The 23,367-nt window shown below is 71.7% G+C and carries 22 protein-coding genes; 7 read left to right on the forward strand and 15 right to left on the reverse strand.

The genetic code is table 11. From position 1 onward, the window contains the following. Nucleotides 1–171 precede the first annotated feature (171 nt). The 3 genes from HW837_RS46665 to HW837_RS46675 form a co-directional block, all read right to left on the reverse strand. The gene (locus HW837_RS46665; RefSeq protein ID WP_045556489.1) at nt 172–753 is read right to left on the reverse strand and encodes a hypothetical protein; all 582 of its coding nucleotides are present in this window, start codon (nt 751–753) and stop codon (nt 172–174) included. Continuing rightward, nucleotides 750–1,895 carry an ROK family glucokinase gene (locus tag HW837_RS46670; protein ID WP_045556488.1) on the reverse strand — a complete coding sequence of 382 codons (1,146 nt, stop codon included), beginning with the start codon at nt 1,893–1,895 and terminating at the stop codon, nt 750–752. Before HW837_RS46670 ends, HW837_RS46665 begins: the two co-directional genes overlap by 4 nt. A 179-nt stretch (nt 1,896–2,074) precedes the next feature. Next, on the reverse strand, nt 2,075–2,812 hold the full coding sequence (locus tag HW837_RS46675) for a GntR family transcriptional regulator (protein ID WP_177261897.1): 738 nt from the start codon (nt 2,810–2,812) through the stop codon (nt 2,075–2,077). A 129-nt stretch (nt 2,813–2,941) separates the two neighbouring features. Here HW837_RS46675 and HW837_RS46680 point away from each other — a divergent pair, with 129 nt between their 5' ends. Next, the gene (locus tag HW837_RS46680) at nt 2,942–3,952 is read left to right on the forward strand and encodes a Gfo/Idh/MocA family protein (RefSeq protein ID WP_045556486.1); all 1,011 of its coding nucleotides are present in this window, start codon (nt 2,942–2,944) and stop codon (nt 3,950–3,952) included. Between the two features lie 221 nt (nt 3,953–4,173). Here HW837_RS46680 and HW837_RS46685 read toward each other — a convergent pair whose 3' ends face one another. Both HW837_RS46685 and HW837_RS46690 read right to left on the reverse strand, forming a co-directional pair. Beyond that, a complete protein-coding gene (locus tag HW837_RS46685) occupies nt 4,174–5,364 on the reverse strand; it encodes a cytochrome P450 family protein (RefSeq protein WP_093790149.1) in 1,191 nt (396 codons plus the stop codon). Between the two features lie 35 nt (nt 5,365–5,399). Next, nucleotides 5,400–6,074: a response regulator gene (locus HW837_RS46690; protein WP_177261888.1), complete on the reverse strand. Its 675-nt coding sequence runs from the start codon at nt 6,072–6,074 to the stop codon at nt 5,400–5,402. 124 nt (nt 6,075–6,198) lie between these two features. Between HW837_RS46690 and HW837_RS46695 the strand changes: the two genes are divergently transcribed. Further along, a complete protein-coding gene (locus HW837_RS46695; RefSeq protein ID WP_093790151.1) occupies nt 6,199–7,227 on the forward strand; it encodes an aldo/keto reductase in 1,029 nt (342 codons plus the stop codon). Nucleotides 7,228–7,246: 19 nt separating this feature from the next. Here HW837_RS46695 and HW837_RS46700 read toward each other — a convergent pair whose 3' ends face one another. Beyond that, nucleotides 7,247–8,092 (reverse strand): hypothetical protein, encoded by an 846-nt coding sequence (locus HW837_RS46700; RefSeq protein ID WP_045556482.1) that lies wholly within the window; start codon nt 8,090–8,092, stop codon nt 7,247–7,249. A 313-nt stretch (nt 8,093–8,405) separates the two neighbouring features. Next, complete coding sequence (locus HW837_RS46705) at nt 8,406–9,659, reverse strand: sensor histidine kinase (RefSeq protein WP_045556879.1); 1,254 nt, start codon at nt 9,657–9,659, stop codon at nt 8,406–8,408. A gap of 179 nt (nt 9,660–9,838) precedes the next feature. On the opposite strand from HW837_RS46705, the gene HW837_RS46710 reads away from it, so the two are divergent. After that, complete coding sequence (locus tag HW837_RS46710; RefSeq protein WP_045556481.1) at nt 9,839–10,042, forward strand: hypothetical protein; 204 nt, start codon at nt 9,839–9,841, stop codon at nt 10,040–10,042. A gap of 95 nt (nt 10,043–10,137) precedes the next feature. Here HW837_RS46710 and HW837_RS46715 read toward each other — a convergent pair whose 3' ends face one another. From HW837_RS46715 to allB, 3 genes are all read right to left on the reverse strand, one after another. Next, entirely contained in the window at nt 10,138–10,524 is a 387-nt protein-coding gene (locus HW837_RS46715) for a guanyl-specific ribonuclease (protein WP_193382124.1), read from the reverse strand. A gap of 171 nt (nt 10,525–10,695) precedes the next feature. Further along, nucleotides 10,696–11,826: an allantoicase gene (gene alc / locus HW837_RS46720; RefSeq protein WP_045556479.1), complete on the reverse strand. Its 1,131-nt coding sequence runs from the start codon at nt 11,824–11,826 to the stop codon at nt 10,696–10,698. Between the two features lie 50 nt (nt 11,827–11,876). Next, nucleotides 11,877–13,214, reverse strand: coding sequence for an allantoinase AllB (allB, locus tag HW837_RS46725; RefSeq protein ID WP_045556478.1), 1,338 nt, complete (start codon nt 13,212–13,214; stop codon nt 11,877–11,879). 274 nt (nt 13,215–13,488) lie between these two features. Here allB and HW837_RS46730 point away from each other — a divergent pair, with 274 nt between their 5' ends. Next, nucleotides 13,489–14,292 (forward strand): IclR family transcriptional regulator, encoded by an 804-nt coding sequence (locus tag HW837_RS46730; protein WP_045556477.1) that lies wholly within the window; start codon nt 13,489–13,491, stop codon nt 14,290–14,292. 121 nt (nt 14,293–14,413) lie between these two features. Here HW837_RS46730 and HW837_RS46735 read toward each other — a convergent pair whose 3' ends face one another. After that, nucleotides 14,414–14,728 (reverse strand): DUF5955 family protein, encoded by a 315-nt coding sequence (locus HW837_RS46735; protein ID WP_193382123.1) that lies wholly within the window; start codon nt 14,726–14,728, stop codon nt 14,414–14,416. A 236-nt stretch (nt 14,729–14,964) separates the two neighbouring features. Here HW837_RS46735 and HW837_RS46740 point away from each other — a divergent pair, with 236 nt between their 5' ends. Further along, nucleotides 14,965–15,606: a nucleotidyltransferase family protein gene (locus tag HW837_RS46740; protein WP_045556878.1), complete on the forward strand. Its 642-nt coding sequence runs from the start codon at nt 14,965–14,967 to the stop codon at nt 15,604–15,606. A 187-nt stretch (nt 15,607–15,793) separates the two neighbouring features. Continuing rightward, entirely contained in the window at nt 15,794–17,428 is a 1,635-nt protein-coding gene (aceB, locus tag HW837_RS46745; RefSeq protein WP_045556475.1) for a malate synthase A, read from the forward strand. A 1-nt stretch (nt 17,429) separates the two neighbouring features. Here aceB and HW837_RS46750 read toward each other — a convergent pair whose 3' ends face one another. The 4 genes from HW837_RS46750 to HW837_RS46765 all read right to left on the reverse strand — a co-directional run bounded on the left by HW837_RS46750 (nt 17,430) and on the right by HW837_RS46765 (nt 21,593). Continuing rightward, the gene (locus tag HW837_RS46750) at nt 17,430–17,717 is read right to left on the reverse strand and encodes an Rdx family protein (RefSeq protein ID WP_045556474.1); all 288 of its coding nucleotides are present in this window, start codon (nt 17,715–17,717) and stop codon (nt 17,430–17,432) included. Then, nucleotides 17,714–18,628, reverse strand: a complete 915-nt coding sequence (locus HW837_RS46755) for a HipA family kinase (protein ID WP_045556473.1) — start codon at nt 18,626–18,628, stop codon at nt 17,714–17,716. The genes HW837_RS46750 and HW837_RS46755 overlap by 4 nt, the downstream gene beginning before the upstream one ends. Before the next feature lie 236 nt (nt 18,629–18,864). Further along, the gene (locus tag HW837_RS46760; RefSeq protein WP_234442473.1) at nt 18,865–19,419 is read right to left on the reverse strand and encodes a hypothetical protein; all 555 of its coding nucleotides are present in this window, start codon (nt 19,417–19,419) and stop codon (nt 18,865–18,867) included. A 542-nt stretch (nt 19,420–19,961) separates the two neighbouring features. Beyond that, entirely contained in the window at nt 19,962–21,593 is a 1,632-nt protein-coding gene (locus tag HW837_RS46765; protein WP_193382122.1) for an IucA/IucC family protein, read from the reverse strand. A gap of 217 nt (nt 21,594–21,810) precedes the next feature. On the opposite strand from HW837_RS46765, the gene HW837_RS46770 reads away from it, so the two are divergent. Beyond that, the gene (locus HW837_RS46770; RefSeq protein ID WP_313895676.1) at nt 21,811–23,352 is read left to right on the forward strand and encodes an IucA/IucC family protein; all 1,542 of its coding nucleotides are present in this window, start codon (nt 21,811–21,813) and stop codon (nt 23,350–23,352) included. Nucleotides 23,353–23,367: the final 15 nt, after the last annotated feature.

Genomic DNA, 23,367 nt, shown 5'->3' on the forward strand with positions numbered 1-23,367 from the left:
GCACTTCGGGGTCTGGCCCACCACCATCTCCCGACTTGAACGAGGCCTCAGCCGAGACGACGACCTCGCTCACGCCTACCGCGACTGGATCCAGACCGCATGACAGCAATAGGAGCTTCAATCGGCCGCGGCGAGCGTGCGACGGCCCGGCCGCGGCGATGTCCGAGCAGGTCAGGGCACGGTTCGGGAGACCAGGTACACCATCGGGTGCTCCGGGTTGGACCGGTTCACGACGATGTCATGGGTGGGCTCAGGGTTCTTCTGGTCGTTGACGAGGCCGTACCAGGGGCCGGGGCCGGTGAAGTCCCAGCCGACGATCCCCCGGTCGCGGGCGTTGATCGCGGTCTTGTCCTCGACCAGGTCGCCGGTGCCGGCGCCGATCTGGTTGAGGAAGCTCTCCAGGCCCTCGTTGCTCGTGTAGAACTGCACGTAGAGTCGGCTGGTCTTCCAGTTGTTCGTCTCGTAGTACGCGACGTGCTTGGAGTACGGCGGGATCGGCACCTGGTAGAGGCGCTGCTGGACCCGGGAGGGCCAGTGAGCGGTGAGGCCGGTCGCCGAGTACTTCTTCTCCTTGTCCTTGCCGCTGTCGCGGCTCTGGTTGGCGGAGATCACCAGATAGCCGGCCGGTACGCCGATGAGCAGCACGATGATCGCCAGGGTGAGGGCCCGGCGGCGGACCATGTGGCGGCGGTCCTCGGCGGGCCGCTCCGGTTCCTCCGGGGAGGAGCCCTGGTGGGGCACCGCGGCGGTCATGCGGAGTCCTGGGTGGTGCGACGGGCCTCCACGTACCGCGCGTAGCGCTCGTACCGCTCCACCCGGCGCCGGTTGGCGCGGCGGAAGCGGCGGGCGACGAGTCTGGCGAGGTCGGCGGCTCCCACCATGCCGGCCTCGGGTCCCAGCTGGGCGCGGGCGATCCGGGCCTCGGGGCGGTAGCCGCGGCCTGTGAGGTGGCGGCGGAAGGCGTCCCGGGCGGGGCCGATCAGCAGGTCGTCGGCGGCCGAGACGCCGCCGCCGATGACGAAGCAGGACGGGTCGAGGGCGGCGGCCAGGTTGGCGATGCCGACACCGAGCCACTGGCCGATGTCCTGGAGCAGCTCGATGCACATCGCGTCGCCCTCGCGGGCCAGCTCGGTGATCATCGGCCCGGTGATGTCGCCGATGTTCCCCTTGACGTGCTCGATGATCCCGTACGCCACCGGGGAGTCGGCCGCCGCGAGCTCGCGGGCCTCCCTGACCAGGGCGTTCCCCGAGCTGTACTGCTCCCAGCAGCCGCGGTTGCCGCACGGGCAGCGGTGGCCGCCGGGCACGACCTGCATATGGCCGAACTCGCCGGCGACCCCGAACTTGCCGCGCTTGACCTGGCCGTCCTCCAGGATCGCGCCGCCGATACCGGTACCGAGCGTGATCATGACCAGGTGGTCCTCGTCACGGCCGGCGCCGAAGCGCCACTCGGCCCAGGCGGCGGCGTTGGCGTCGTTGTCGACGAGGACGGGCACCGCGAGCCGCCCGGCGAGGCGGTCGCGCAGCGGCTCGTTGCGCCAGGACAGGTGCGGGGCGAACAGGACGCGGTTGCGCTCCGCGTCCACCCAGCCGGCGGCGCCGATGCCGACGGCGTGCACGTCGTGCCGGTCGGAGAGGTCCAGGACCAGTTCCGTGATGGTGTCCTCGACGACCTGGGGGCTCTTGGACTTGTCCGGCGTCTCGGTGCGGATCGTCTCCAGGATGTTGCCGTCGGCGTCCACGACGCCCGCCATCACCTTCGTGCCGCCGATGTCGATACCGACGGTGGGGACGCGGGGGGCCGTCAGATGGGAGCGGCGCTCGCGCGTTCCCACGGTCCGCAGGACGGTGGCCCGCGCGGAGCCGCGGTGGGTGAAGTCGCGGTAAGTGCTCATCGGGCCGATTCTGCCTTAGCGCTCCGCTTGGTGCGGCGTGGGGGCGGGGGTGCCATGGGTTGTTTTTCGGGTGCGGGCCGGTGGGGCTTCTCGCGCCCACGCGGCGGAGCCGCATATCGACACAGCCCCGCGCCCCTGGGAAAGCGGGGCTGCGCCCCTGCTTTCCCAGGGGCGGCCTCCTATGTCCTCACCAGAAGTTGGAAGTCGAACGAGTAACGCGACGCCCGGTAGATGTGGGTGCCGTATTCGACGGCTCGGCCCGTGTCGTCGAAGGTGGTGCGCTGCATGGTGAGCAGGGGGGCGTTCTCCGGTTCTCCCAGGCGGTCGGCCTCGTCCGGGGTCGCCGTTCTGGCGCCGATGGTCTGGCGGGCGCTGTGGAGGGTGATGCCGGCGGTCCGCATGAGGCGGTAGAGACCGGTCGCTTCGAGCTGTGGGGAGTCGAGGTCGAGCAGGTCGGTGGGAAGGTAGTTGCAGAGGTACGCCATGGGCTCGCCATGGGCCAGACGGAGTCGCTCGATGCGGTGGACTTCGCTGCCCTCGGCGACGGCGAGGGCGGCGGCGACCTCGGCGGAGGCGGTGACGGTGGTGTTGACCAGGACACGGGTGGCCGGGCGCTGGCCCGCGGCCTCCAGGTCGTCGTAGAGGCTGCTCAGCTCCAGAGGGCGTTTGACCTGGCTGTGAACGACCTGGGTGCCCACTCCGCGGCGGCGTACGAGCAGTCCCTTGTCGACCAGGGACTGGATCGCCTGGCGGACGGTCGGGCGGGACAGGCCCAGACGGGCGGCCAGCTCGATCTCGTTGCCCAGCAGACTGCCCGGGGTCAGCTCGCCGTGCTCGATCGCGGCCTCCAGCTGCTGGGACAGCTGGAAGTAGAGCGGGACCGGGCTGCTGCGGTCGACGCTGAGCTGGAGCGACACGGTCGGATCCACTTCTGGTTTCGGCACGGGCCGAGCGTAGCCCCGGTGTCTGATGACGGGAAGCCGCGTGGTTCGGTTGTCCGGACAAACCATTGACACAGCGGCAGGTACGACCCCACTTTGTTTCCCATGCGCATCGGACTCATCGGGGCGGGTCGCATCGGGACGTTCCACGCGACCACCCTCAGCCGCCACCGCGATGTCGGCTCTCTGATCATCACCGACGTAGACCCGGCTCGGGCCCATGACCTCGCGGATCGCCTCGGCGAGACAGTGGCGCCGGGCGTGGACGAGATCTTCACCTGGGGCGTGGACGCCGTGGTGATAACGGCCGCGACATCGGCCCACGGCGAACTGATCGGTCGGGCAGCACGCTCGGGCCTCCCCGTGTTCTGCGAGAAACCCGTCGCCGTGGATCTGCCGGGCACCTTAAGCGCGCTGGCCGAGGTCGACGCCGCCGGGACGGTGCTGCAGATGGGCTTCCAGCGGCGTTTCGACTCGGGCTATGTCAGGGCGCGCGAGGCGGTGCGGGCGGGCCGGCTCGGACGGCTGCACACCGTACGGGCGCTGACGGCCGATCAGACGCCGCCTCCGGCGGGCTATCTGCCGATCTCGGGTGGCATCTACCGGGACACCCTGATCCACGACTTCGACATCGTGCGGTGGGTGACGGGGCGCGAGGTCACCTCCGTGTACGCCACCGGGTCGGACGCCGGGCACCCGATGTTCCGGGAGGCGCACGATCTCGACACGGCGGCGGCGCTGCTCACCCTGGAGGACGGCACGCTCGTGACGGCCACGGCGGCGCGGGTGAACGGCGCCGGGTACGACGTGCGGCTGGAGCTGGCCGGGGAGCTGGACACGGTGGTGGTCGGGCTGGACGACCGTACGCCGGTGGCGTCCACGGAGCCGAGCGGGCCGCCGCCGGCGGACAAGCCGTGGACCGGCTTCCTGGAGCGGTTCGCCGCCGCGTACGAGGCTGAGATCGGCGCGTTCGTGGAGGTGGTGCGCGGGGAGCGGGCGAACCCGTGCGACGGCCGTGAGGCACTGCAGGCGCTGCGGGTGGCCGAGGCGTGCGAGCTGTCCCGACGGGACCATCGTCCGGTCAACCTGGGCGAGATTCCGGGGGGTCGGGAGTAGGCGTTCAGTCAAGGCTGCCGGCCCGGTGGGGCTTCTCGCGCAGTTCCCCGCGCCCCTGAAAGACCAGGCCCCTGCGGGCCTGAAAAGCACGGGGCGCAGCCCCTGCTTTTCAGGGGCGCGGGGAACTGCGCGACCAGCCCCCACCGGACGGACGCTGGGGGTCGAAGGGGCGCAGCCCCTTGAGGATGGGACGGGTAGGGGCGGCGGGGGCGAGGAACCGCTCACCAGCGCACCGGCAGACTCCGCACCCCCCGTATCAACATCCCCGGCAACCACTCCCCCGGCGAGCCGTCCGACGCGAGATCCGGGCACCGCCGCAGCAGCGCCCGGAGCGCGACACCGGCCTCCATACGCGCCAGAGGCGCACCCAGGCAGAAGTGGATGCCTTGCCCGAAGGCGAGGTGCCCACGGGTGTCCCGGTGGATGTCGAAGCGGTCGGGCCCGGGATACCGCGCGCCGTCACGATCGGCCGCGGCCAGCCCGATCATCACCGCGTCGCCCGCCGGGACGACCGTGCCGCCGATCTCCAACGGCTCGGCGGCGAAGCGGAACGTCGCGTTCTCCACTGGTCCCTCATGGCGCAGGGTCTCCTCCACGACCGCCTCCACGAGGCTCATGTCGGCCCGCACCTCGGCGAGTTGCCCGGGGTGGGTGAGGAGCGCGTGGACGGCGCCGGTGATGAGGTTGACGGTGGTCTCGTGGCCGGCGATCAGGAGGATGAAGGCCATACCGCGCAGCTCGGCGGGTGACAGCCGGTCGCCGTCCTCGTCGGTCGTCCGGATCAGCGCGCTCAGCAGGTCGTCGGCGGGCGGTGCGCAGCGATTGTCCTCGACCAACTGCTCCAGGTACGCGGCGAGTTGGACGAAGGCCGCGTACTCGCTCTCCCCGCTGGTGGGTGCCACGGCCTCCGTGGACAGCTTGCGGAAGGCCGCCCGGTCGAGTTCGGGCACGCCGAGCAGTTCGCAGATGACGGTGAGGGGCAGCGGGTGCGCGAACGACTCGACCAGGTCGGCGCGCCCCTGCGGCAGCATGGCGTCCAGCAGCGAGTCGGTGATCTCCTGGACCCTCGGCCGCAGCCGCTCGACGCGGCGCGCGGTGAACTCGCGGGCGATCAGCCGGCGCAGCCGGGTGTGCTGGGGCGGGTCGGCGACCAGCAGGTACTTGCCGATCAGCTCCTCGTCGAGGAAGGTCCTCCCGACCTTGGCGCCGTCCTTCGACAGCCGGGGGTCGGCGAGCGCCGCCCGCGCCTCCTCGTACCCGACGACGAGCCAGACCTCGTGGTGCGCGTCGTGCTCGGGCAGCCGGACCCGGTGGACGGGGCCGCGCGCCCGCAGTGCGGCGTAGACCGGATGGGGGTTCTCGGTGAACCCCGGTCCGTACTCCCCGAGATCGATCACATGCCGGTGCGCCATGAATCCCCCTTCACCGGCCCAACGCCCGTGGTCGCTCAGGAGTGCCCGTCGTCCTCCAGCAGGCCGGCGTCGTAGGTCAACAGGGCGATCTGCACACGGTTGTTGAGGTCGAGCTTGGCGAGGATGCGGGAGACATGGGCCTTGACGGTGGCGACGCTCATGAAGAGGGCGGCGGCGATCTCGGCGTTGGAGGCGCCGCGGCCGACGGCGACGGCGACCTCGCGTTCCCGGTCGTTGAGGGCGGCGACCCGGGAACGGGCGGTGCCGCGGCGGGTGTCGGGGGCGCTGCCCGCGGCGTGCGCCATGAGCTGGCGGGTGACGGCGGGCGACAGCACGGGCTCGCCGGCCGCGACCCGCCGTACCGCCTCGACGATCTCGGCCGGCGAGGTGTCCTTCAGGACGAAGCCGGCCGCGCCGGCCCGCAGGGCGCGCAGGACCTGGTCGTCGGCGTGGAAGGTGGTCAGGACGACGACCTCGGGCGCGTCCGGGCGGGCGCGGAGCCGCTCGGTGGCGGCGAGGCCGTCGACGGTCGGCATCCGGATGTCCATGAGAACGACGTCGGGGCGCGTCCGGTCGACGAGGGCCTGCACCTCGTCGCCGTCGGCTCCCTCGCCCACGATCTCGATGTCGTCGGCGCCGCCCAGCATGAGGGAGAGGCCGGTGCGCACGAGGGGGTCGTCGTCGACGAGGAGCAGTCGGATCGCGGTCATCGGCCCACCGTTCGGATGTCGGTCATGGAGCACTACCGTAGGGCGCTTCGCCCGGAGCGCCGCGTCGGCGCGGTCGGACCCGTTAGTGTCGGCCGGTACGGCATTCAACTGACGGAGGTTCTGGGTGCGTTACCGACTCCTGGGCCGGACGGGCCTGCGGGTCTCCGAGCTGTTCCTGGGCGCCATGACCTTCGGGGAGCAGGGCGGGGTGGGGGCGCCCCCGCAGGAGTGCGCGCGGATCCTCGACGTGTACGCGGAGGCCGGCGGCAATGTGATCGACACGGCGGTCAACTACCGGGGCGGGGAGAGCGAGCGGATCGTCGGAGAGCTGCTCAAGGGGCGGCGCGACCGGTTCGTGCTGTCCACCAAGTACACCGTGTCCCGGGACGGCACCGATCCCAACGCCGCGGGCAACCACCGCAAGAACCTCGCGCTCTCCCTGGAGACGAGTCTGCGGCGTCTCGGGACGGACTACATCGACCTCTACTGGGTGCACATCTGGGACCGCAACACCCCGGCCGAGGAGACGATGCGCGCCCTCGACGACGCCGTACGGTCCGGAAAGGTGCTGTACGTCGGCATCTCGGACGCCCCGGCATGGGTGGTGGCACGCGCCAACACCCTGGCCGAGTGGCGGGGTTGGTCGCCGCTGTCGGCGCTTCAGGTGCCGTACAGCCTGCTCAACCGGGACATCGAGCGGGAGCTGCTGCCGATGGCGGAGGCGTTCGGCATGTCGGTCGCGGCGTGGAGCCCGCTGCAGAACGGTGTGCTGTCCGGCAAGTACACCCGCCCGGGCGGGGTGGCGCCGGGCACCGCGACCCGGCTGTCCGCCGAGGCGGTCGGCGCGCGCGAGCGCGCGGTGGCGCAGGCCGTGCAGAGCGCCGCGGACGAACTCGGCGCCACCCCGGCCCAGGTGGCCATCGCCTGGACCATGGCCCACTCCCCCGCCGTGCACCCCGTCCTGGGCGCCCGCCGTGTCGAACAGCTGATGGACAACCTGGGCGCCGCCCGGCTGGTCCTCCCGGAGGAGATCCTGGCCCGGCTGGAGGAGACCACCGACTTCCGCCTGGGCTTCCCCGGGGACTTCATCGACGAGGCGTCGGCGTGGGTGTACGGGTCGGTGGGGCAGCGCGTGGTGCCGCGTACGGCCTGAGCCGGGCCGGGGGCGTCCGTCAGGCGCGCAGGCGTACGCCGTGGCGGACGCGCAGCCGGTGTATCTCCCACCACGCGACGGCCGTCACCGAGGCCGGTCCGCCGACGAGGGCGGCGAGTTGGACCAGGGGCGGGCCCGGCGGCAGTCCGCCGACGGCCAGGTTGATGGCGGAGAACTCCCACACCAGGGCGCCGGTGAGCAGCGCGGGGAGCGCGGGATGCACGTCGACGGTGTTGAACGCGCTGCGCACGGCGGGCCCGGTGGCGAAGACGATGAAGAGCAGCACCCAGAGCAAGGGGACGAGCAGGGCGAGGGGCGCCCACAGGTTCATGTCCTGCTCCAGGCGGGTGCGGGTGTAGTAGATCGCCCCGCCGAGGAGCGGGACCGCCGTGAAGGCGCCGACGTACCACAGGGCGGACTTCCCGGCGGTGCGCAGCGGGGCGCGCATGGCCCGGCGCGCGTTCGGCGACGACCAGCGGAACAGGGCCGCGACGACCACGGGCGCGCTCAGGAGCAGCAGCCAGGGGGAGACGGTCAGCCGCATCATGAACTGCTGCTGCGCCTGGTCGACGTCCTCGGGCTTGCCGTAGACGGCGAGGATCAGCAGCGACATGAGGGTGGCCGTCCAGGCACGTCTGCGCTGCACCCGCGTCACGTCGTCGTCCGGGGTGCGGTGTCGGGAGCGGGAGGGGAAGATCCGCCGGGCGGGGCGGCGGGCCGAGCGGGCCAGCGGGTAGCCCACCAGCAGACCGACCACCAACGGCCACGCGCACATCGCGGCCATCGCCCAGAGGCAGCCGTGTATCCGGAGCCCCTTGAGGAACTCCCCGAGCGGCGGCCACTCGTCCTCCCGCAGCCGCCGCACGAGGGTGGGCGGCGGGCCGTAGGGGGGATACGGCGGAACATGCGGAGGATAGGGCGGGAGGTGCGGGTGAGGCGGCGGGTACGGTCCCCCGTCCGGTGGCGGCCAGGGTGGCTGATACGGATCGCGTCCCCCGAGACTCACTCCGCCGTCCCCTCCACACACGCACCGGGCGTTCCTCAACTGGCCATCATGGGGGACGGGATGGCGTGGCGCACCCCGATAAGGGGTTCCGGTCGGACGCGGTGCCCGTTCCGGTCGGACGCGGTGCCGGGGGTAGCCGACAAGGGTCCTTGCTCGGACGCGGTGCCCGGGGTCAGTCCCAGGGCAGCCAGGCCCGCACCGCGAAGCCGCCGCCCTCCTCGGGACCGTGCTCCAGGCCGCCCCCGGCCAGCACGGCGCGTTCGGTGAGGCCGATGAGGCCCTGGCCCGAGCCGGGTACCGGCGGGACCTCTCCCGGGGGCGCGGGGTTGCGTACGGAGACGGTGAGTCCGTCGCCCGGGGCGCCCGTGACCGTGACGGTGACCTCGGCGCCGGGGGCGTGCTTGCGGGCGTTGGTCAGGCACTCCTGGGCGATGCGGTAGGCGGTGCGGCCGACGGAGGCGGGGACGGCGGCGCGGTCGGTGACGCGCTGGTCGAGGTCGACCTTCGTCCCGGCCTCTCGGCACTCGCAGACGAGGGCGTCGAGCGCGGCCAGGGTCGGCTGGGGGCGCCCCGGGTCCTCGGGCTCGCCCGCGCGGAGCACCCCGATGATCTCCCGCAGGTCCTGCAACGCCTCGTGGGCGCTCTCCCGGATGACGCCCGCCGCGCGGACGATCTCGGCCCGTGGTGCGTCGGGCCGGAACTCCAGCGCGCCCGCGTGCACGCTCAGCAGCGTCAGACGGTGCGCCAGGACGTCGTGCATCTCGCGGGCGATGGCCTCCCGGGCGAGCCGTTGGGCCTGTTCGGCGCGGAGTGCCGCCTCGGTCTCGGCGCGTCGGGCGCGGTCCCGGAAGCTCAGCATGAGCTGTCGTTTGGAGCGTACGAACATGCCCCAGCCGACGATCGCGACGGTGAGGAGCACGACGGCGAACACCGCCCAGGGGTAGGCGACGTCGGGGTCGGGGCGCAGCCAGAAGAACAGCGGGGTCAGCAGGAGGGACGTGCCGCCGACCCAGGCCACGTACCGGAAGGGCCGGTGCACGGTGAGGGTGAAGAAGGCGACCAGACCGGCGCCGCCCGCGGTGTTCGACACGAAACAGACGGGGACCATCGCGACGGCGAGGCCGACCGGCCAGCGTCTGCGCAGCCAGACGGCGGCACAGGCGAGCGCGCCCAGTACCTGGTCGAACACGACGAAGGCCTGCGGCAGACCGGCTTCGTTCCGGACGGTCTCCACGCACAGGAGGCCGATGAACACGGCCAGCAGGAAGCAGGTGAAGTCGACGGCCCAGTCCCGTGCGGTGCGCCGGGGCGGCCGTCCGGAGCGGCCGTCGTCGGGGGCGTCACCGGAGTGGAGGAGGGCCGACGGCAGCAGCCAGCTCCGCCCCGGGAAGGTCGGTGGCTCGGGTACCGGCTCGTCACCACTCACGGTCGACAAATCTATGCACAGCCGGCCTCCGCCACCTCCCCTCCGGAGGCGATCGCTACCAAAGTCGTGGCGTCGTCGACCTTCGGCTGCCCGCCGCGCCACGGATCGGTACTCGTGGCGCGGGACCCTCGCCCCGCGGCCGATGAAGGTGGGGGGACCGCGGGGCGAGGATCCTGGACATGAAGCAGCTGTTGGAGTTGTTCGGGTTCCTCGCCCTGCTGCAGGGCACCGGCGGTCTGGTGTACGAACTCACCGGCAAGCTGAAGTGGGGGGTGACACAGCGGTGGAGCACCCTGGACGGCTACGAGATCTATGTGAGCATCGCGCTGATCGTCCTGGCGATCGCCCTGTTCGCGGCGGCGGAGAGCCGTAGGTCCGGGTGAGTGTCCCGACGGCGTCCAGGTGACCGGCACCCGCCCGGCCGTCCGTCCGGTGGGGGGAGAACGGGGGCCGGGACGGGTGGGGTCGACCTGGCCTGTCAGCAGTCGTAGTCGACCAGGTCGAAGGACGCGTAGTGGTCGGCGGTGTAGTAGTCCTCCTCGTTCTGCTGACCGGTGACGATGCGGCGGGCGCCGCGGGTGGAGGAGCCGGGGGTCTTCACCGTGTACTCGTGGTAGTACCCGGTGGACCGCGACGGCAGGACGCGCTCCCGGTTCTGGAAGACGCTGCCGTCCTGCGCGTACGGGTAGGGGCCGCCTCGCGCGATCAGGTTGAGCGTGGTGTACGCCTGCGACGGCAGGTCGCTGTAGCAGATGCTGCCGACCGCCGCGGCCGCCGGTGTGGCGGTGACGGTGCCGCCGACGAGGAGGGCGGACAGGAGGGCGGCCGCCGCTCCGATGCGTGATGCTCGTGGGGGGAATCTCATGGCCTCATGATGACGCGCGTAGACGGTGACATGTCAATGACAAGTTCCATGATTTTCCGGGCACGCCCGGTAAGTTTTCCGGGAGTTAACCGGAGTCGGCGGGGCCGCCCGCGGTCTTCACATCGTCGACCGCGGGCAGGCCCGCCGCAGGTCAGGGACCAAGGAGCGGGCTCAGCCGCCCAGTTCCTGGTGGCGGGTCGACAACTGGGTGCTGCCCTGCTCGGTCAGGGAGCCGAAGAGGCGCAGGCGGGAGATGCCGCCGTCGGGGTAGATGTCGACGCGGGCGTGGGTGGCCCGGACCGGCGCCGGGAGGACGAAGCGGTGGTTGGTGTCGGGCTGGAGACGGGTGCGCGGGAGGACCTCCGTCCACGCGCCGTCGTCCCCGTCCTGCACCGAGACCGTGGCCCAGCCGGCCGCGTTGCCCTTGAGGTAGGCCGTGTCGATCTCCAGGGCACGGATCTCGGACTGGGCGGCGAGCCGGTAGCGGATCCAGTCGTTGCCCTGGTCGCGGCGGCGCCGCGTCTCCCAGCACTCGTGCATCACCCGGGCCCGGCCGGGCTGGATGGTGTTGGTGGCGGGCGAGTAGAAGAGGTTGGAGGCGTCCTCGGCCCGGCCGCCGTTCTCCAGGGCGACCACGTCGAAGGTGCCGAGGGCGGCCAGCCAGGCCGGGTCCGGCACGACCTCGCCGTGCACCCGCAGGCGGGCGATGCCGCCGTCGGGGTGCTGGTTCAGGCGGAGGTGGGTGAAGCGCTGCTCGACGGAGACCGCGAAGCCGTTGGCGGCGTGGCCGCCGACGGGGGTGCGCGGGACCAGCGTCGTCCACTTCACGTCGTCGGCGAGCAGTTCCTCCGGCGACGGGGTACCGGCCACGCAGGCCGCCTCGACGGACACCGCCTGCGGGTAGTTGCCGCGGAAGTGGGCCGTGTCGACGACGATCCCCCGGATCACCCCGGGCGCGCCGAGGCGGATCAACGCCCAGTCGTGGTCGTCGGCCGTCGGCCAGGGGTGCCCGGCCGAGGCTCCCCGGCGGCGGCGCGTCTCCCAGCCGTCCATGACCTTGCCCTTGTGCCCGAAGTGCTCGGGGTCGAACTCGGCGCGCTCGGGCACCAGCAGGTTCTCCCGGTGGGCGAAGAACTCGTCGTTGGCGGCGATCACCCCGGCGCCGAGCCTGCGGTCGGCGAGGTCGGCGTACCGGGTGAAGGGGAAGTCGGCGGTGCGGTAGTCCGCGTACGGGTCGCCGCCGGCGTAGGGGTTCGCGTCGCCGGTGAAGCCCGTGTGCGGGGTGTGGTGCTGCGCCGTCACGATGATCAGGTCTGCCTTTCGGTTGGTCGGCCGCCTCGGGTGCGCGGTGATCAGGGGGTGCGGGTGAGGAGTCGTCCCTTCGGTTCGGTGAACTCGCCGTCCGTGACGATGCGTTCGCCGCGCAGCCAGGTCGACTTGACCACCCCGTACAGGGTCTTGCCGGCGTACGCGGTGACGCGGTTGCGGTGCTGGAGCGCGGCCGGGTCGACGGTGAAGGTCTCGTCGGGGGCGAGGACGGCGAAGTCGGCGTCGCGGCCGGGCTCGATGGCGCCCTTGCGGTCCAGCCCGACGAGGGCCGCCGTGCGGGTGGACATCCAGCGGACCACGTCCTCCAGGCCGTGGCCGCGCCTGCGGGCCTCCGTCCAGACCGCCGCGAGGCTCAGTTGCAGGCCGGAGATGCCGCCCCAGGCGGTGGCGAAGTCGTCGGTCTTGAGGTCGGCGGTCGACGGGGAGTGGTCGGTGACCACACAGTCGATCGTGCCGTCGGCGAGGGCCTGCCACAGCAGGTCCTGGTTGGCGGACTCCCGGATGGGCGGGCAGCACTTGAACTCGCTCGCCCCGTCGGGGACTTCCTCGGCGGTGATGGTGAGGTAGTGCGGGCAGGTCTCCACGGTGATCCGTACGCCCTCCCGCTTGGCCTCGGCGATCAGCGGGAGTGCGTCGCTGGAGGAGAGGTGGAGCACGTGGACGCGCGCGTCGAGCCGCCGGGCCTGGGCGACGAGGGCCGCGATGGCGGTGTCCTCGGCGTCCCGCGGGCGGGAGGCGAGGAAGTCCGCGTAGCGGGGGCCGCCCTGCTGGGGTGCCGCGTCGAGGTGGTGGGGGTCCTCGGCGTGCACGATCAGCAGCCCGCCGAAGCCCGCGATCTCGGCCAGGGAGCGGGCGAGCCCGTCCTGGTCGAGGTGCGGGAACTCCTCCACGCCGGAGGGCGACAGGAACGCCTTGAAGCCGAAGACCCCGCTGTCGTGCAGCGGCCGCAGGTCCTTGACGTTGTCGGGCAGGGCGCCGCCCCAGAAGCCGACGTCGATATGGGCCTTGTCGGCGGCGACCTCGCGCTTGACGCGGAGGTGGTCGACCGTGGTGGTCGGCGGGAGGGAGTTGAGGGGCATGTCGACGAGGGTGGTGATGCCTCCGGCCGCCGCCGCGCGCGTGGCGGTCCAGAAGCCCTCCCAGTGGGTGCGCCCGGGGTCGTTCACATGGACGTGGGTGTCGACGAGTCCGGGCAGCAGGACGTGGTCGCCGAGGTCCTCCACGTGCGCGCCGGACGGAGCCTCGGCGTCGTACGGGAGTACGGCCGTGATCCTGCCGTCGGCGACGGCGACCGCGGCGGGTCGCGATCCGTCGGGGGTGATGACGCGCGTCGAGCGCAACACCAGTTCAGCCTCGGACACCGGGACCCCTCTCGCCGTACCGCTCTTGACTTCCGCGCAACGGGATTTACTTCCACGTAACGGAATTCAACGTTCTGTTGAAGGAGTTTTCACGCCTCCTCCCGCCCCGTCAAGGGCACACCCCTCCACTCTGCCTCCAGCGCGCCCACACTGGATGTTTTCACAAGACGGAATTAGTATTCCACTGAGCAGAACGTAGTGACGTACGAGCCAGTAGTCAACGAACTGCCCGGTAGGCTGCGACCTCGCCCGCCATCCCGAAAGGACCGCGCCCGTGCCGACGTCCAGCGCCAGCGCCCACACGACCGACTCCACCAAGTCGTCCTCCGGTGGCGTCCAGTCCCTCGAGCGCGCCTTCGATCTGCTGGAGCGGATGGCGGACGCCGGCGGCGAGGTGGGTCTCAGCGAGCTGTCCGCGAGCAGCGGGCTGCCCCTGCCGACCATCCACCGCCTGATGCGGACGCTGGTCGTCTGCGGCTACGTACGCCAGCAGTCCAACCGGCGCTACGCCCTAGGCCCGCGCCTGATCCGCCTCGGCGAGTCCGCGTCCCGGCTGCTCGGCACCTGGGCGCGCCCCTACCTCGCGCGGCTCGTCGAGGAGACCGGCGAGACGGCGAACATGGCACTGCTGGACGGCGACGAGATCGTCTACGTCGCCCAGGTGCCGTCCAAGCACTCGATGCGGATGTTCACCGAGGTGGGCCGCCGCGTGCTGCCCCACTCCACGGGGGTCGGCAAGGCGCTGCTCGCGGGCTTCCCGGCCGACGAGGTGCGCGCGCTGCTGGCCCGTACGGGCATGCCCGCCGCCACGGACAAGACGATCACCACGCCCGAGGGCTTCCTGAGCGCTCTCGAGGACGTCCGTCACCTCGGCTACGCCGTCGACGACAACGAGCAGGAGATCGGCGTCCGCTGTCTCGCCGTCTCCGTCCCCGACTCCCCCACCGCGGCGGCCATTTCGATCTCCGGTCCGGCCGGGCGCGTCACCGAGGCGGCGACGGAGCGGATCGTGCCGGTGCTCCAGCAGGTGGCCGCGGAACTGTCGGAGGCCCTGGCGAACTCGGGGGCGGGTGGTTGAGGGGTGCGTTGCTGAGGGGCGCGTTTTCGGGTGCGGGTGAGTGGGGGCTTCTCGCGCAGTTCCCCGCCCCTGAAAAAGCGGGCTGCGCCCCTGCTTTTTCGCGGCCGCCCCCACCGGACGGTCAGCGACGAGGTGGCTCTCCGAACAGCTCCACCGCCGTGCGGACGTCCGCCAGCCCCTTCGCCAGCGCGCTCACCGACCCGATCGAACCCGCGATCAGCAACAGCGACCGCCTCAGTCGTGGCACCTCCGGCATCCCGGTGACGGCCATCGCCGCCAGCGCCGCCAGTTCGTCCTCCGCGATGCCGCGGTCGGGGAACTCCGCGGGGTGCGCGGCCAGTTCACGACGCAGCCGGGACACGGCCGAGTTCAGCTCCGCCACTCTCGGATCCTCGTCACTGCCGGTCACTGGCCTCTGCCCCAAGCTCCGCAACACAGCCCTCTCCCCCCTCGCCCACGCCCTCGTGCACGAGCCGTGGCCGCGCACCCGAGCACGGCCGTCCGCCCCTCGGCGTCGGTCGGGCGCCGGGGGTGGCGCGGGCCAGTAAACGCCAATCGGCGTGGCGAGCGCCACCACGGGGACCGAAATTCAGTCCCCGGGAATCGCAAAGACGGCAGCCGGTCCGTGGGGCTTCATGGGACGCATCCGTCCGGTCGGGTATGCAGGGGGACATGACGCACCACCAGCCCCGGACCAGGGCCCGCGACGAGGCCCGCCCGACCCCCGAGAGCGAGGTCGTCGGACTGCTGCTGGCCGCCGGCGGCGGACGGCGCCTCGGCGGCCGCCCCAAGGCCCTGCTCACCCACCGCGGCCGCCCCTTGGTCGAACACGCGGTCGGCGTGCTGCGGGCGGGCGGCTGCACCCGGATCCATGTGGTCCTCGGCGCCGGGTCCGCGGCCGTGCGCGCCCGCGCCGAGCTGACGGGCTGCGTCCTGGTCGACAACCCGGACTGGGCCGAGGGCATGGGCTCGTCGCTGCGGGCCGGACTGGAGTCGCTGACGGGGACGGGGGCGCGGGCCGCGCTGGTGTCGCTGGTGGACCAGCCGGGCATCGGGCCGGAGGCGGTGGCCCGCGTCCTCGCCGCGCACCGATCGGGCGGATCGCTCGCGGCCGCCTCGTACGACGGCGTGCGGGGCCATCCCGTCCTCTTCGGCGCCGACCACTGGTCCGGCATCGCCGCGACCGCCACCGGCGACCAGGGCGCGCGCGCCTATCTGCGGGCGCACGGCGACACGCTCACGCTCGTCGAGTGCGGGGACGTGGCACGGCCGTACGACATCGACACCGAGGCCGATCTCGCCCACCTTGAGTGAACGCCGTGACACTCGGCGCCATGCTGCCTCGACGCAAAGAATCTCGACATCAACAAAACATTGAACTTCCACCATGAGGAAACTACTATCCACTGTTCAGAAGCGCCCTCCTCATCCAGGGGCGCCCACAGCCCGACCCGGGTCGACCGACACCCGGTGCCACGCCCGCTGAAGGAAGTGACAGCTCATGTCCGCACCAGCGCCGTCCCCGCTGGCCATCGTCGACGCCGAGCCCCTGCCCCGCCAGGACGAGGTCCTCACGCCCGCCGCCCTCGCCTTCGTGGCCGAGCTGCACCGCCGGTTCACCCCCCGGCGTGACGAGCTGCTGGCCCGCCGTGTGGAGCGGCGCGCCGAGATCGCCCGCACCTCCACGCTCGACTTCCTCCCGGAGACCGCCGCGATCCGCGCCGACGACTCCTGGAAGGTGGCCCCCTCACCCGCCGCCCTGGAGGACCGCCGGGTCGAGATCACCGGCCCCACCGACCGCAAGATGACGATCAACGCGCTGAACTCCGGCGCGCGGATCTGGCTCGCGGACTTCGAGGACGCCTCCGCGCCCACCTGGGAGAACGTGATTCTCGGCCAGGTGAACATGGCCGACGCCTACCGGCGGACCATCGACTTCACCGACGAGCGCACCGGCAAGTCCTACGCGCTGCGCCCGAACGAGGAGCTGGCGACGGTCGTCATGCGCCCGCGCGGCTGGCACCTCGACGAGCGCCACCTCGTGGACGCCGAAGGCGACGCGGTGCCCGGTGCGCTCGTCGACTTCGGCCTGTACTTCTTCCACAACGCCCAGCGGCTGCTGGACCTCGGCAAGGGCCCGTACTTCTACCTCCCGAAGACGGAGTCGCACCTGGAGGCCCGCCTCTGGAACGAGGTGTTCGTCTTCGCGCAGGACCACGTCGGCGTCCCGCAGGGCACCGTCCGCGCCACCGTGCTCATCGAGACGATCACGGCCGCGTACGAGATGGAGGAGATCCTCTACGAACTCCGCGACCACGCCTCGGGGTTGAACGCCGGCCGCTGGGACTACCTCTTCTCCATCGTGAAGAACTTCCGTGACGGCGGCGCCAAGTTCGTCCTCCCGGACCGCAACGCGGTGACGATGACGGCCCCGTTCATGCGGGCGTACACCGAACTCCTCGTCCGCACCTGCCACAAGCGCGGCGCGCACGCGATCGGCGGCATGGCCGCGTTCATCCCGTCGCGGCGCGACGAGGAGGTCAACAAGGTCGCGTTCGAGAAGGTCAAGGCCGACAAGGACCGCGAGGCGAACGACGGTTTCGACGGCTCCTGGGTGGCCCACCCCGACCTGGTCCCGATCGCCATGGCCTCCTTCGACGCCGTCCTCGGCGACAGGCCGAACCAGAAGGACCGCCTCCGCGAGGACGTCGACGTCAAGGCCGCCGATCTGATCGCCGTCGACTCCCTCGACGCCCGGCCGACGTACGCCGGACTGGTCAACGCCGTCCAGGTCGGCATCCGTTACATCGAGGCCTGGCTGCGCGGCCTCGGCGCCGTCGCCATCTTCAACCTGATGGAGGACGCGGCCACCGCCGAGATCTCCCGCTCCCAGATCTGGCAGTGGATCAACGCGGGCGTCGAGTTCGAGCGCGACGGCGACACCGTGAAGGCCACGCCGGAGCTGGCCCGCGAGGTCGCCGCCGAGGAACTCGCCAACCTGCGCGCCGAGTTGGGCGACGAGGCCTTCGCCGCCGGTCACTGGCAGCAGGCCCACGACCTGCTGCTGGAGGTCTCCCTCGACGAGGACTACGTCGACTTCCTGACCCTGCCGGCGTACGAGCAGCTCAAGGGCTGAGCTACGACCCGCCGATCCTGTCCGAGTGGCCCAGGGACCGTCCCGGGGCCACTCGGTCGCGTACGGCCTGCTTGACGGCGGTGGGCTCCGGGAAGCCCTGGTCGCGGCGGTCCCACACGACCTCGTCGTTGACCCGCACGACGAAGACGCCGCCCTTGCCGGGTTTGAGGGACAGCTCGGTCAGTTCGGTCTCGAAGGTCGTCAGCAGCTCCTGCGCCAGCCAGGCGGCGCGGGGCAGCCAGCGGCACTGGGTGCAGTACTCGATCTCGACGCGCTGTGTCCCCGTCATCCCAGGTGCACCGACCAATCCTGTTCCGCCGCCGGCTTGCCGTGCAGGTCGGGGACCCGCTTCAGCCAGTCCGGTCGGCCGCGCTGTGTTTTCGCCGCGCGGAGGGCCTCCTCCGCGGCGAGTTCCTCCCGGGTGGGGAAGTCGGTGGGGAGCCAGGCGGCGGAGGAGCGCACGCGCGCGTGGAGGTAGCGCACATAGGCGTCGCGGACCTCGTCGGGCGAGGCGAAGCCGTCCTCGACGGGCAGCCAGCCGTTCGGGACCTCCGCGACGATCCGCCTCAGCAGCTCCTCGGTGACCTTCGGCGCGAGTTCGGCGTCGGCCGCGCGCACGTCGGGGGCGTAGTGGCCGAGGGCGTGGTGCCGGAAGTCGTACGCCTTCGTGGGGTCCGAGGCATCCCAGCGGTGGTGGAAGACGAGGGCCGCGCCGTGGTCGATCAGCCAGAGGCGCGGGGGCGCGATGCCGAGCGTGGGCCAGACCATGAGGTTCGAGCTGTGCACGGTGCGGTCGACGTTGACGGTGAGGGCGTCGAGCCAGATGATCCGCCCCGCTTCGAGCGGGTCGACGCGGAACTCCTTCGCGATCTCCGGGGTGAAGTCCGCGGCGCCCGGCAGATAGTCCATGCCGAGGTTGAGGCCCGCGCTCGCGGCGTGCAGTTCCCGCACCTCCTGGTGCGGCTCGCTCTCGGCGATCGCCGGGTCGAAGTGCGCGAGGACCAGCTCCGGGAACCGCAGCCCGAGCGCCCGCGCCAGCTCCCCGACAATGACTTCGGCGACCAGCGCCTTGCGCCCCTGCGCCGAGCCGGTGAACTTGACGACGTAGGTGCCCAGGTCGTCCGCCTCGACGACACCGGGGACGGAACCGCCGGCCCGCAGGGGGGCGACGTAGCGGGTTGCGGTGACCTCTCTCAGCATCGTCCAGGGCCCCACAACTCGGTCGCGTCGTCTTCCACGGCAGTGAACATAGTAACGAGACGCGACAGGGAGCGTTTCGACGTGGCGCCGCATACGGCGGTCACGGCACGCGAAACGGTCTACCGAGAGACTCGGCAGACCGTTCACGATATTTCCGCGCCGCTTCTCGATTTGCTGAAATTCACACCGGGCACGATGAAAACCCGGATTGAATCAGAATTCGACGACGCGGAAAATCAAGGCTTCGGCGTGCAGCCGTTCTGGCTCTTGGTCTGGCATTCCGCCCAGTGCATCGAGGAAGTGATACCGGTCAATGTACCCATGTTCCCGACGAAGTACTGCTTGCAGTCGCCGCCCTCACGCCACTTCTCGATGAGGAACTTGCGGTACTCGACCATGGGACGCGTGTACCCGCGCTTCTTGGAGTCGACGACCATCTTGTTGGTCACCTTGACGCCCTTGGTCACGCTCTTCGTCACGTCGTAGCTGGTGTGGAACTCGACCTTGCCGATACCCCAGCTCACGCTGCCGCCGGCCTCGGCCTTCCAGGTCGAGGAGCGAGTCGTACTCCTCGTCACCGAGATCGAGAGAGTGGACTTGGAGGAGGAGCTGTTGTACTTGCTGTTCGTCGGGCCCGTCGCCTTGTAGGTGGGCGAGCCGTACTTCACCACCTTGTAGTAGGTGGAGGGCTGACAGGCCGCGGCGGCAGGGGTGGACATCGCCGGAATCATGGCGAGACTGCCGAGGAGGAGCGCGGCACTCGTGGCGGTCGAGCCGAATGCACGCTTCATGGTCGTATTCATTTTTCCCCGTTTTCTCCGACTGGCGCCGACCCTCGAGTGGCTGCGCCGTTGGAGAGGAAACTAATGACGCGCGGCAGCCGGATCAACCACATCGCACGGAAATTCTTCCGTCACCCTCAGGGAATCCTCAAATTCACGCGAGCGAAGCGGGGCGCGGGTTGCCCGTGGATTGGCCGCTCTGTCCGTTCTGCGGGAGGGGGTGAAAGACCGACACGTGGGCGAATCGGGCACTTGAGGATGCGGCTGTGATGCCCGTCACAGGTCATTCCCCGAGGGCGGTACGGCGTGCGCGCAGCCGTCGGCCCTCCCGTGGGGAGGTCGGGAGGGACGAGGCGGCCCCGCCCGGGCCGAAGGGCACAGGCGGGGCCAGGGGTGGGGATCTCCAACGGGGGTGTGGAGATCACCGGGTCACAGCTTGGCACTGGTTTCGGCCACGCAACAGGGGTGTGACTGGAATCAGTCGCGCGGGATTTCCGCCGGGCCCTCGGCCGTTCGGCCGTGGATCAGGCGGATGCACGGCCTGGTCCGGTTCACGGGCTGGCCGGTGGGCCGTGGAACGGGTTGGGGAGGGGGAGGTAGCGCGCGTCCGCGCCGTCCGCGGCCGTCCATCTGAGGAGCAGGTTCGTCTTGCCCGGCAGCGCGGGTGCGTCGAGCAGGGCGGTGGCTTCCGGTACGTCGGCGTGGCGTTCCAGCTCTCGTCGTACGGCGGGCCAGGGGTCGACCGTCGGGTGGCGTTCGGTCAGGGCCGCCGCGACCTCCAGGAGGTTGTTGACGAAGAGGCAGTAGACCAGCCGTTCCCAGCCCGCCTCGCGCGTGACGTCCGGGAGGAGCTTGACCCCCTCGGCGTCGCGGTACACCACCTTCACAGGGGTGCCCGAGGCGTCGCAGGCGACGACGGTGTTCTGCAGATGGGCCTCCAGCACCACCCCGTGGTCGTGGAACGCGGCGAGGGCCGGGGGGACGACCGCGCGCAGATACGCCTCCCACCAGGCGTCGGGGTCGGTGGCGTGGGCGCACGGGTTGCCCGGGAACGCCTCGGCGCTCTCGGTGAGGGCGGCGGCGAGGAAGGGGGTCGTGCCGGGGGGTGCATGGCCGCCCAGTCCGTCCCGCACCAGGACCGCCAGCTCCTCGAACGCGAAGGCGGCGGTGCGGTAGCCCCGGTCGCTCAGCCAGCCACCGGGTGAGTCGGCGAAGGCCTCGGTGACCGCCCGGTCGGTGCGGCGCAGTTCGAGCAGGTCGTGCCGCCACAGCCGGCGGATGTCGTTGGTGATCCGCACGTCGAGGCTGAACTTCAGGAAGAGGTCGGGGGCGGGCCGAGCCCGGCGGCCGCCTCCGGATGACGCCTCGCCCTCGGACGGGGTCCCGCGTACGCCCTCGGGGACGTACACCGTGCGGATCGCCGCCGTGGGCCACACCGTGCCCACCGTACGGCCCAGTCGCAGGAGGCGGCCGTCCGCGAGGGCTTCGGCCAACTCTCCCGACACCAGGTCGAGTTGCCAGGGGTGGGCCGGGAGGAGCCGGTAGCCGGGCGGGGCCGAGCCCAGTGTGTCGAGGGCGGTGGTGTCGCCCTCCTCGACGACCAGGTCCTCGCGGACCCCGAGGAGGACCAGCGGGAAGTGGGCGTACGCCTCCGGCGCGTACGGCAGCCAGGCGGCGACCGGGCCGCCGCCGCGGGCCTTGGGGGCGGGGTGGTGGGGATGGCCGGTGATCAGGGACTGCTCGGAGCGCCGGTACGGGTCCTCGGGCGCCGGGGCGTGGACGCGCTCGGCGAGGAGGGCGGCCACGGCCTCGCGGCTGTCCAGCATCTCGGCGGGCAGTTCGGAGTTGACCAGGCCGGTGCGGGCGCGGAGTTCCTCGGCGACCAGTTTGACGAGGTCGGTGTGGGTGAGAGCGTGCCAGGCCCCGGCCGCGCGCACCTGGGGCCGGGTGGGACGGCGGGTGCCGCGCACCCGCAGGAGACGCCCGCTGCCCTTGAGGCGGTACACCCCGTCGTCCCCGTGCGCGTCCGGGGCCTTCTGCGCGTCCGGGGCCTCCTGCGCCTCCGGCGGCTCGACCGGCTCTGCCGCTTCCCGCAGCAGACAGTTGAGCAGCGGTGCGGCGGCGAGGGCGTCGGCGGCGGCATCGACGCTGTCGCGGGGCGGGTTGGCGTCCACGGGGTCCATTCGTTCCTTACGGTGCTCGTGATCAGTATGTCTGCCCGTCACGCCCCGTCGCGAAGCAGCCATGAGGCGTCCGGCGGCGATGCCGGCATGCGTCGCGGCGGAGGTGGACGGGCAGTGGTCGTACGCCGACGTTCGCACCGACATCCCTGCCGTCACCCGTACCCGCCCGACACCACCCCCGCACCCGCACCTGCCCCCGCACCCGAGGAGCCCCTCAGTGGCCCGTCACCCCCTGACCGACGCCGACGCAGAAGCAGACTCCGACGCCGAGGCCGCGCTCGGCGCCGAGTTGGGCACCGTACGCCCCGACCTGGCGGCGCCGTACACGAACGCGCTGCCCGGCGCCCGGGCGGCCGTGCTGTCCCGGCTGTGGCGGGGCCTCGTCCACGAACCGCTGCCCTGGGTGGCGCGGCGGGACACGGCCGGTGGGGACGGCGTCACGCTGCACCTCGCCGACGGCCGTCGGCTGCACGGCCCGGCAGTCGATCCGTACGGCACCGCCGCGCAGGTCGAGGAGGTGTGGTTCGACGGGCGGCCGTACCGTCGCCCGGCGCGGCTGATGACCGCCCTGGCCGTCCCGCACAGCGCCGCCTTCGCCGCCGAACTCGACCACAGCGTCGCCTCGTTGGCCCTCTCACGCGCCAACCAGGCCTCATTCGGTGCCCCCTTGACGGACGCGTCGCCGAGGGCGGGCTGGGCGTGGGAGCAGGCGATCGTCGACGGGCACCCCTTCCACCCCAACTGCCGTTCCCGTCCCGGCTTCTCGGCAGGCGACCAGCTGGCCTACGGGCCGGAACACCGGCAGATGGTGAGGCTGGGGCTGGCGCCCGTCGAGGACGCGCTGGTCGTCGGGGAGTGGCCGAAGGCGCTGCGGGACGGCGGGCGGGTGCTGGTCCCGGTGCATCCGTGGCAGGCGGCCCATGTCCTCAAGTGCCCCTTGGAAGACGTGATCGAGGCGCATCCGCTGATGTCCCTGCGCACCCTCGCCCTCGCGGACGGCGGGCCGCACGTCAAGACGGCGCTGAGCGCCCGGCTGACCTCCTCCGTGCGGGACATCTCCGTCTACTCGATCGAGACCTCGGCGGTCGTGTCGGACTTCATGGCCGAGGTCGCGACCCGCACCGACGGCCTGCTGCACGTGACCCGCACGCTCGGCGCGGTCACCGCCGGATCGCCGGATCTCGCGGCGGTGCTGCGCGAATCGCCGGACACGTACGCGGACACGGCGGCCGGGGAACGGGTCCTGCCGGTGGCCGCGCTGGCGACGACCGAGCTGCCCCGGTCGCCGTCCTGGCTGGCGGACTTCACCCGTCTCGCACTCACGGTCTCCCTCCGGCTGCTCGATCTGGGCGTGGCCCTGGAGGCGCACGGTCAGAACCTCCTGGTGGTCCTGTCCCCGTCGGGTGCCCCCCGCCGCCTCGTCTACCGCGACCTCGCGGACATCCGGGTCAGCCCGGCGCGCCTCGCCCGGCACGGCATCGCGGCCCCGGCCATGTCGGGCCGCATCATCACCGACGACGAACGCACCCTGCGGCGCAAGCTGTTCGGCGCCCTGATCACGGGCACGCTCGGCGCGACGGCCGGTTCGACGCCCGTCCTGCGCGAGGCGCTCGCCACCGCCGTACGGGATCTGCCGCGCACCGCGGATCTGGGCACGTTGCTGGAGGGGCCGGTACCGACGAAGGCGTTGACGCTGATGCGACTTTCGCCGGAGCGGCCCGGCGACATCTGGGCGGAGGTGCCGAGTCCGCTGCGTTGAGCGGTGTCGACAAAG

It is taken from the genome of Streptomyces caniscabiei (genome assembly GCF_014930365.1).
GTDB lineage: Bacteria > Actinomycetota > Actinomycetes > Streptomycetales > Streptomycetaceae > Streptomyces > Streptomyces caniscabiei.